The sequence below is a fragment of the Aeromonas sp. R4-3 genome (genome assembly GCF_040908275.1).
GTDB classification, from domain to species: Bacteria; Pseudomonadota; Gammaproteobacteria; order Enterobacterales; family Aeromonadaceae; genus Aeromonas; species Aeromonas rivipollensis.
In genome coordinates, this window is sequence record NZ_JBFODK010000018.1 from 1 (window position 1) to 8,981 (window position 8,981).

5 protein-coding genes and 2 pseudogenes are annotated in these 8,981 nt (G+C 53.4%); 5 read left to right on the forward strand and 2 right to left on the reverse strand.

Features of this window, described 5'->3' with window-relative positions:
• Nucleotides 1-8 precede the first annotated feature (8 nt).
• Together AB5Y91_RS03315 and AB5Y91_RS03320 are read right to left on the reverse strand one after the other, a co-directional pair.
• Nucleotides 9-1,355, reverse strand: a complete 1,347-nt coding sequence (locus AB5Y91_RS03315) for an IS110 family transposase (RefSeq protein ID WP_163148884.1) — start codon at nucleotides 1,353-1,355, stop codon at nucleotides 9-11.
• Nucleotides 1,356-1,633: 278 nt separating this feature from the next.
• Nucleotides 1,634-1,840: pseudogene (locus AB5Y91_RS03320) on the reverse strand (transposase); the annotation flags it as partial.
• 282 nt (nucleotides 1,841-2,122) lie between these two features.
• On the opposite strand from AB5Y91_RS03320, the gene AB5Y91_RS03325 reads away from it, so the two are divergent.
• The 5 genes and pseudogenes from AB5Y91_RS03325 (at nucleotide 2,123) to AB5Y91_RS03345 (ending at nucleotide 8,973) form a co-directional block, all read left to right on the forward strand.
• On the forward strand, nucleotides 2,123-4,321 hold the full coding sequence (locus tag AB5Y91_RS03325) for a hypothetical protein (protein WP_368169070.1): 2,199 nt from the start codon (nucleotides 2,123-2,125) through the stop codon (nucleotides 4,319-4,321).
• A 1-nt stretch (nucleotide 4,322) separates the two neighbouring features.
• Nucleotides 4,323-6,254 (forward strand): hypothetical protein, encoded by a 1,932-nt coding sequence (locus AB5Y91_RS03330; RefSeq protein ID WP_368169071.1) that lies wholly within the window; start codon nucleotides 4,323-4,325, stop codon nucleotides 6,252-6,254.
• 3 nt (nucleotides 6,255-6,257) lie between these two features.
• Nucleotides 6,258-7,019, forward strand: a complete 762-nt coding sequence (locus tag AB5Y91_RS03335; RefSeq protein ID WP_368169072.1) for a hypothetical protein — start codon at nucleotides 6,258-6,260, stop codon at nucleotides 7,017-7,019.
• A 122-nt stretch (nucleotides 7,020-7,141) separates the two neighbouring features.
• Nucleotides 7,142-7,348: pseudogene (locus tag AB5Y91_RS03340) on the forward strand (transposase); the annotation flags it as partial.
• Nucleotides 7,349-7,626: 278 nt separating this feature from the next.
• On the forward strand, nucleotides 7,627-8,973 hold the full coding sequence (locus tag AB5Y91_RS03345; RefSeq protein WP_163148884.1) for an IS110 family transposase: 1,347 nt from the start codon (nucleotides 7,627-7,629) through the stop codon (nucleotides 8,971-8,973).
• The last annotated feature ends 8 nt before the right edge of the window (nucleotides 8,974-8,981 follow it).

The window sequence follows — 8,981 nt, forward strand, 5'->3', positions numbered from 1 at the left end:
TAGCCTTCCTAAGAAACACCCTCGATTGCCTGTAGGGTGAAACCAAACTCGGCGGCCCGACGGTGCAATCCCTTGACCACCCGATCGCGGTACTGCTGCTCGTAGTGATCGGCGCCGGGATCCTGATATTCCATACCAAAACGCATGGCGTTGTAGAACAAAACCGCAATCTTGCGGGCCGTGGCGGTGACCGCCTTCGCTTTGCCGATGCGCGCTGACAACCGTCGGTAGAATGCCCCCAGCGCTGTATTTGTTCTGCCGATGGTCACCGCTGCCAGTCGTAGGTGGGCGGTCACTCGATTCTTGGTCTTGCGAGTATGAGCTGACAACACCTTGCCGCCACTGATCCGGCAGCCCGGAGCCAGTGTCAGCCAGGAGGTGAAGTGTTGGGCCGTTCGCCAGCGGCTCAGATCCGTTCCACACTCGGCCACCAAACGCAGTGCCAGGTAAGGGCCAATGCCATGGATCTGGGTCAGATCGATACCAACCAGCTGATAGAGCAAGGTGCGCACATCGAAGTTGAGTGCGTTCGGCTGCCGGGTACGGTGGCGTGGCTTAGGTAGCGCTTCGCTGGGGCGGGGCTTGCCACGAGAGAGTTGCTGCAAGCTTCGGGCAATCTGTTCATCACAGAGAGAAATCTGGGCCTGGTAGGCGTCATACATGGCCAGTGCCTGACTCAAGGCAAACACATGCTCGGGCTGGTAATTGCCAACCAGCGCACGTTGGATGGTTTCGACGCTCGACTGACAGCGCAGGTCGCGCATGGCGGCGAGCATCGTGGCATTTCGCTCTCCTGCGACAATGGCACGGATGATCCGCATACCGGTGGCGCCGGTGATGTCACTCACCACATGCTGCAATTGCAGGTTCATGTGAGTTAGTGCCTTCTGCATGTGCTGGATATGGGCCGCAGCGTAATCGAGGTGACGTTCACGTAGCCGCAGATAACTGCGCAGTGCGGCGATCTCCCGTTCAGGATGGAAGCTGGCGCGCAGTAGACCGCAAGCATGCAGGCGCTGGATCCATTGCGCATCGTTGACGTCGGTTTTTCGCCCTGGTACGGCCCGGGCATCCCTGGCGTTAGCCAAGATGACCTGTAAGCCATGGGTCTCCAGGATCTCGTACACGGGTATCCAATACACGCCCGTTGACTCCATTGCCACGGTGGTGATCCCAAGCTCGACCAACCAAGCAGCCATACGCTCCAGGTCTGCCGTGAAAGCCTGAAAGGTTTGCACTGGTTCTTCGGCGAGCGCGGTGGGCACCGCAACCACATGGAACCGCGAACCGATATCGATGCCCGCAGCGCGGGCATGGATGATCGGTAAACCGTGTTCAGTGTTGTGCTTTTTCATGAATACCCCTCCATCACAAAATAGTGCCGGACGGGGACTCGGATTCGATCACATTCCTAAACGGGGTCACCAAGGTGCCACCACTCACGGGTCCGCAGCTTCCCCTGGGTCAGGTTTTTTGACGGGGACTCAGCCTCCAAAAAGCAGACGACCACTGTCCGGTGAGGTCAGTGTAGTGGACGTGTTTCTAATTCCATGGGCCACGGAGTGCCGGGGAGGCGGTTTTTTAAGATCGCCTTTTCGCGTTCCAGGCGGTTAATGCGGGCTTCCAGCTCCTAGATTTTCTGCTGCTCGGGCGTCAGCGCCTTGTCGCCGGGAGTACAGCCACTTCGTTCTGATTGCAGTTGCTGAACCCATCGGCGCAGCACCGTTTCACCAATAGCCAGTAAACGACTCGCTTCGGGAACGGAGTAGCCTTGCTCGAGCACTAGGCATGCAGCTTCCAGTTTGAACTCCGCAGTGAATGAGCGACGTTGTCTTGTCATTGAACACCTCTGGTCATGGTGGCGACTGTACCACCTAAAATGGTGTCCGTGATGATTAGACCACTACAGGTCTTGGCGAAACGAAATGTCCGCCTTTCTCTCAAAGCAGAATGCATCACGTCAACTCATGTCTTCTCAAAAAAACAGGCTTAGCGTAGGATAATTTCCGTTTTCCAATCCGCCCCCTGGATGCGCGAAACTTGCCTCGATGTTCGCAAGCCTAACGCGACAGAGCCTGATAAAATCAGGTTTCGAAATTTTAAGACCTCCCGAGGATAACAAATGGCAATGGAATCACCTGAAATCCAGCTCAAGGCGCTGAATAATGCTTTGCGTCGTTTACGTGGGGCCTGTTCCGCACTTGACGGCGAGGAGCTTGATGAAAAATTACTTGAGGTCATGAGACGACTGCTGCTTGCTGAGGTGCTCGCCGATACCTGGATTGTGGCGATAGGTGGCTCGCAAGGGGCGGGTAAAACGACGCTGATGGCGAGCCTGTATGACCTACCTCATGACAGTAGCGGCTGGTTACGCAGTAATGAAGGACGCGGCGAGAAAATGCCGGTACTGATCCTTGAGAGTCGTGAGACTAAAGTGGCGCAGGGTTATGTCCGCCGCCTGGTCGAAACTGGAAATGATTTGACGCTGGAGGATGTCAGCGTCGACCTCAATGAGTTTCAGCGCGCGGTCTGTGATCCTGATGCCGGGGATTTACTGCCAGTATTGAAAGTACCGCAGCGTTATTTTACCCGCAATAACCAAGCCTGGTTACTGCTGCCTGGCTATGAAAAACAAGAGCGTGAGAATCGTGAATGGCAGGAACTGATGCGTCAGGCGATGATCGCGGCAGGCGGTTGTATCGTCGTTACCGACGAGACGCGACTTGCAAACCAGCAGCAGCTCGAAATTGTCAAAGATATGCTGGAAAAAGAGCTTAAGAATTGTAAGCCTTATATTGTCATCTCCAAGACAGAAGCGTATCGCCATAATCCGCAACGGCAAGCTGAATTAAGAAAAAGTGCGGCTGAAACCTTCAATGTCGCTACCGAACATTCGGATAACAATATTATTTTAACCGGCACCGATGATCCGGAATACATAACAGAATGGATGCCGTACCTGCGCCGGGCCATTGACGACCTTAACTTTTCCGGACAAACCAACCGTTATCTCCAGTTAACCCATCTTACCGAGATCGTCAGTAAGGATTTGCCGCGCGTCATGAATATGATCCGCACCCAGTCACGTTTGTATTACCACAGTGACAAAGGCGGCCAGGACGATGGCAGTCAGGTACTGGCCGAAGTGCTGGAGGTGTTTGACAGCGCCGTGCAGGACCTGCGTGAAAAACATAACGAAAAGGTGAAAGCGTGCGTCACGAAAGTCTTTGAAGATGCGAAGAGGAATATGGATAGCACGCTGGCCAAGGAGCATGAGGGGTTTGTCAACTGGGTATCGAATGCATTTGATACCACTAGTGAGACAAAACGAAAGTTGCAGAAACTAGTCGATGTTTCATGGCAGGAAGCATCAGAGGATTTCTTCGACGACTATGTGAACAGCCTGCGACAACTGACTGCGGCGAAACTCAAGCCCATGCCAAACGGCAACGAGCGCCGAAACTTGCCTGTATCACCGAAGCTGGTAGCACTTGGCTATATGAATAGCGCCGGGCAGCTCGTGCAGCACGAACAACTGGATGCAGAAAAAGTAAGCAATATCAAAATGTTGCTAAACCATGGCCCCACGTCGAATGTGCAAAACACCACGGTGGTGAATAAACAGTTCAGGAAAAGCGTGGCATTGATCCCGGCGCTCTCGCTGGAGTACACCCGCCTTGTGTACGCCATGCCTGAGATCTTCATAGAACTGCAGCCATACGTCACGCTTGAACAAGACGGGGGCGAGACATCCACAGGTAACGTTGCGGCAGAAGGGGTTGAAACCCTCAACGCGGGGGTTGACCTTGGCAGGACAGCACTAAAATCACTGGCGGCGGTACTTGCGATTGATGTGGTAAGCGACGGCGATTCTGATATCCTCGGCGCGCTCTTTGGTCAGGATCAGCCTTCCACTGACCCGACGACGGGGTTACCTGTTCCCCCCGTACCGGTGATGATGCATCCTGCTGCCGTTGCGGTAACCGCCGTTGTGGCGGCGGCATACGTGACCACCGCTGCTCTCACGCGAATGCGCACCTTCGAGAAAAAAGCGAGCGCCCAGGCACATGTCATGCTTGCCAGTGTTCATGATCATCATATTGAGCATTTACGTAATAAGTTCGATGAGACGATGAACGCGGCGCGTAAGCGGATTAGCGAAACGTTACGTGCGCGTTATCACATGGACGAAATGCTGATGCGCAAAGATCGGCTCGCGAAAGCTATTGCCGATGTCAATGCTCTCATCGACGATCTGCGCACTGAGCTGCGTTCATCGGCTTCGGGTCTGCAAGTGTTAATCACCAGCCGTGGTGAGTGAGATGACGTCCGGGAATGTTATCGATTACTGGCAGCGGTTGGAGTCACGGCAGTCGGAGTGGGCTTTTCGCGCCTACGATCGGCTGGTTAAAACATTGAGTTCTGATGTCCAGGACAGAATACAGCTCAGGGAAAGCAATGCCGAGCCGTACGTGGTCATCTTTGGTAAGACACAGGTCGGAAAAACCACCTTACTGCTCGACCTGATGGGCATCGATCTGCAGCAGATGGCAACGCTATCGCAGGTGCTGCGCGGCGGGCGCGAAGCCGGGAAATCGGCCACTGCCACCGCCATGGAGTATCGTCGTTCAACGGACGCGCGCTGGGGATTGGTTGTGCAATCGAAAACACGCTGGTTTACCACCGACGATGCGATGGCAGAAGCATTAGCGCAGCTGAGGCAACAAATGGAACGGGGGGAACTGGTTGTCGATTCCCCCTGTATTGTGCATATTCCGGGGAGTTTTTTCAGGATACAAACCTCGGGTGCGCCCGGCGTGCGTATTCTGGATCTGCCTGGTGATAATCCCGCCAATATGCAAGAGCAAAAGCATGTAAATCAAATGGCGAAGACCTATCTTCCCTTCGCTGATTTGGTCCTGCTGATTGGGCGTGGTGACGATTTGAGCTTCCTGCAGCCGGAGGTTATCACCCTGCCGGGTATTGAGGACTGGCAGGCGATGCCGCACCGGTTTCGCATCGTGACGACCTTTTCTTACTCAGCCCAGTCGTTGAAGACGCTGATTCGCAACGATCCGGCTTTCGATATCACGCAGCTACGTCAGCGCCTTATTGAACAGATTGAACGCTTTAACAGCCTGAGCGACGCGGCGAAAGATCGGAACCTCTACTTTCCGCTCGAGTTTGGCTGCAGTTGGCTGAGTATGGCCGAAAACGATCCCGCCCTTTATGCCCGGGTTGCCCCCATGGTCAGCCGCTTGCGTAGCGAACTGTTGGAACAAATTGCAACATCGACCAGCCCACTCGGACGGCTGCGAAGCACCCTAGATACCCACCTCAGCGTTAAATATATCCAGGAGAAAAAAACGGCAGCAATCGAAAGCGAACTGTCGGGGCTAAAAAAACAGCAACAAGAGACAAATGATAAACTGACAGTTTGGGAAAACGCTATTACTAAGACGCAGAAGAAAATAAATAAAAAGGAGGAATTATTAAAAGATAACTCGCTACCTGTCAGCCAACGGCTTATCGATAAAGCAGCGGAAGAGGCCGCAGCCTTTAAATTGAAGGGAAGTTACAGCAGCGAAAAATGTACCACTTTACACAGCATGATCGCTGACTATTGCTCTAAAATTAAAAATATCCAGTTAAATGTGGGAAATAAGACGACCTACTGGCAAAAAGTGGCCCGCAAGAATGTTGAGCCTACGAGACAGTCGGTACAGGATATTCTTGATGAAAACTTCAGCTCTATTCGCTATACACTCAATGACTATTGGATCGACACCTATCTGAGTTCGTCGAATTATTCATCGGATAAAAACAGCGTCATCCATGCCGCTGATAATGCCAAAGAAGAAGTCATTCGGTTGTGGACGTCACAATGGATGGCTGCCGCAGAGGACGTCCATAATGAATACAAAAGTGAACTCACCAAAGAGGGCATGACTCTCGATGTGCTGCGGGTAGAGCACAATAAATCCCTACGGCAGCAGACTTCACTTGAGCAACAGACCGCCTCGCGCGAAGACGAGTTAAAGAAAATTGCCGTTGAATCACAAGAGGATCTTGCCCGCTGCGAGCAGTTTGTTCACTTTCTTGATGAAGAATATCTCAACACATTAAATACGTGCCTGGATTCGGCCTTTCAGGAACGAGATAATTGTAATGCATTATTACAAATTTTATCCTGCGTTGCGTTGAAAAATCAGCGGGAAGACTTAATGAATCTAACTGAAAAGCATTCTGGATAAAGCATGAGCGTGACTAGTGAAATAAAGAATAAAGAAAGAGCTCTTGCCGAGTTAATGGCAAAAATACTTAAGGAGCCGCTCAATCCTCTTGAGAGTTCGTTAAAAAAACTCAATACAGAGGTTCTGGAGACCAAAGATAAGGTTGAAAAAATCAATGATGCCATTAATGCGGTAGGCGCAAACACCGAAGACCTCATTGAACCGCTGAAAAAATCGTTATGTGAACTGCAAGATGACTATATTCCTGAGGCGATAAGCACGCTGCGGGAGTTTATTTCGACTCTGGTCGAAGAAAAAAGGCAGGATATTAGCACCGCGCTTAGCCAACAATCGGCGCACTATGATAGCCAGCTGAAAGCAGCGACCGGTGAAGTCTTTGAAAAACTGTCGGATGTTCTTGGACAGCAAAATGAGAGTGTCCAGTCAGCAATACAGCAGTATCAGCAAACGGGTATCGACAGCGCTGAGGCCTTGTTGCAGCAACTGCTGGCTGCTAACCGCTTCCTGGAGGAAGCCAGCGTCGCGAGCGCCAGCGAGCAACAGTCGACGCGAGAACGTGACCAGCGGTTGGCTGAACGGCTAGAAAGCGTCATGCAGGCCCAGCAGGCGTTGACCGAGGCGGTGAGCGAGCAAAAGATCCAGCTGGAGGCGCAAGTTGCCGCAAGTCAGGGTAGATTCCGTTACGTTGCGATCATTTTTGCTCTATTTTCTACCTCAACACTGGCGTATATCGGCTATGACATCTGGAAAAATTTAGTTCCCTGACAGGGCGAAAGCGCATGGCGTCTAACGCGATAGAGCCATTATATTTTAAGTTGTGTATGTAGTGGTCTAATCACCCCGGACACCATTTAAGGTGGTACAGTCGCCACCCTAATCAGAGGTCAATGACAAGACAACGTCGCTCATTCACTGCGGAGTTCAAACTGGAAGCTGCATGCCTAGTGCTCGAGCAAGGCTACTCCGTTCCCGAAGCGAGTCGTTTACTGGCTATTGGTGAAACGGTGCTGCGCCGATGGGTTCAGCAACTGCAATCAGAACGAAGTGGCTGTACTCCCGGCGACAAGGCGCTGACGCCCGAGCAGCAGAAAATCTAGGAGCTGGAAGCCCGCATTAACCGCCTGGAACGCGAAAAGGCGATCTTAAAAAACCGCCTCCCCGGCACTCCGTGGCCCATGGAATTAGAAACACGTCCACTACACTGACCTCACCGGACAGTGGTCGTCTGCTTTTTGGAGGCTGAGTCCCCGTCAAAAAACCTGACCCAGGGGAAGCTGCGGACCCGTGAGTGGTGGCACCTTGGTGACCCCGTTTAGGAATGTGATCGAATCCGAGTCCCCGTCCGGCACTATTTTGTGATGGAGGGGTATTCATGAAAAAGCACAACACTGAACACGGTTTACCGATCATCCATGCCCGCGCTGCGGGCATCGATATCGGTTCGCGGTTCCATGTGGTTGCGGTGCCCACCGCGCTCGCCGAAGAACCAGTGCAAACCTTTCAGGCTTTCACGGCAGACCTGGAGCGTATGGCTGCTTGGTTGGTCGAGCTTGGGATCACCACCGTGGCAATGGAGTCAACGGGCGTGTATTGGATACCCGTGTACGAGATCCTGGAGACCCATGGCTTACAGGTCATCTTGGCTAACGCCAGGGATGCCCGGGCCGTACCAGGGCGAAAAACCGACGTCAACGATGCGCAATGGATCCAGCGCCTGCATGCTTGCGGTCTACTGCGCGCCAGCTTCCATCCTGAACGGGAGATCGCCGCACTGCGCAGTTATCTGCGGCTACGTGAACGTCACCTCGATTACGCTGCGGCCCATATCCAGCACATGCAGAAGGCACTAACTCACATGAACCTGCAATTGCAGCATGTGGTGAGTGACATCACCGGCGCCACCGGTATGCGGATCATCCGTGCCATTGTCGCAGGAGAGCGAAATGCCACGATGCTCGCCGCCATGCGCGACCTGCGCTGTCAGTCGAGCGTCGAAACCATCCAACGTGCGCTGGTTGGCAATTACCAGCCCGAGCATGTGTTTGCCTTGAGTCAGGCACTGGCCATGTATGACGCCTACCAGGCCCAGATTTCTCTCTGTGATGAACAGATTGCCCGAAGCTTGCAGCAACTCTCTCGTGGCAAGCCCCGCCCCAGCGAAGCGCTACCTAAGCCACGCCACCGTACCCGGCAGCCGAACGCACTCAACTTCGATGTGCGCACCTTGCTCTATCAGCTGGTTGGTATCGATCTGACCCAGATCCATGGCATTGGCCCTTACCTGGCACTGCGTTTGGTGGCCGAGTGTGGAACGGATCTGAGCCGCTGGCGAACGGCCCAACACTTCACCTCCTGGCTGACACTGGCTCCGGGCTGCCGGATCAGTGGCGGCAAGGTGTTGTCAGCTCATACTCGCAAGACCAAGAATCGAGTGACCGCCCACCTACGACTGGCAGCGGTGACCATCGGCAGAACAAATACAGCGCTGGGGGCATTCTACCGACGGTTGTCAGCGCGCATCGGCAAAGCGAAGGCGGTCACCGCCACGGCCCGCAAGATTGCGGTTTTGTTCTACAACGCCATGCGTTTTGGTATGGAATATCAGGATCCCGGCGCCGATCACTACGAGCAGCAGTACCGCGATCGGGTGGTCAAGGGATTGCACCGTCGGGCCGCCGAGTTTGGTTTCACCCTACAGGCAATCGAGGGTGTTTCTTAGGAAGGCTA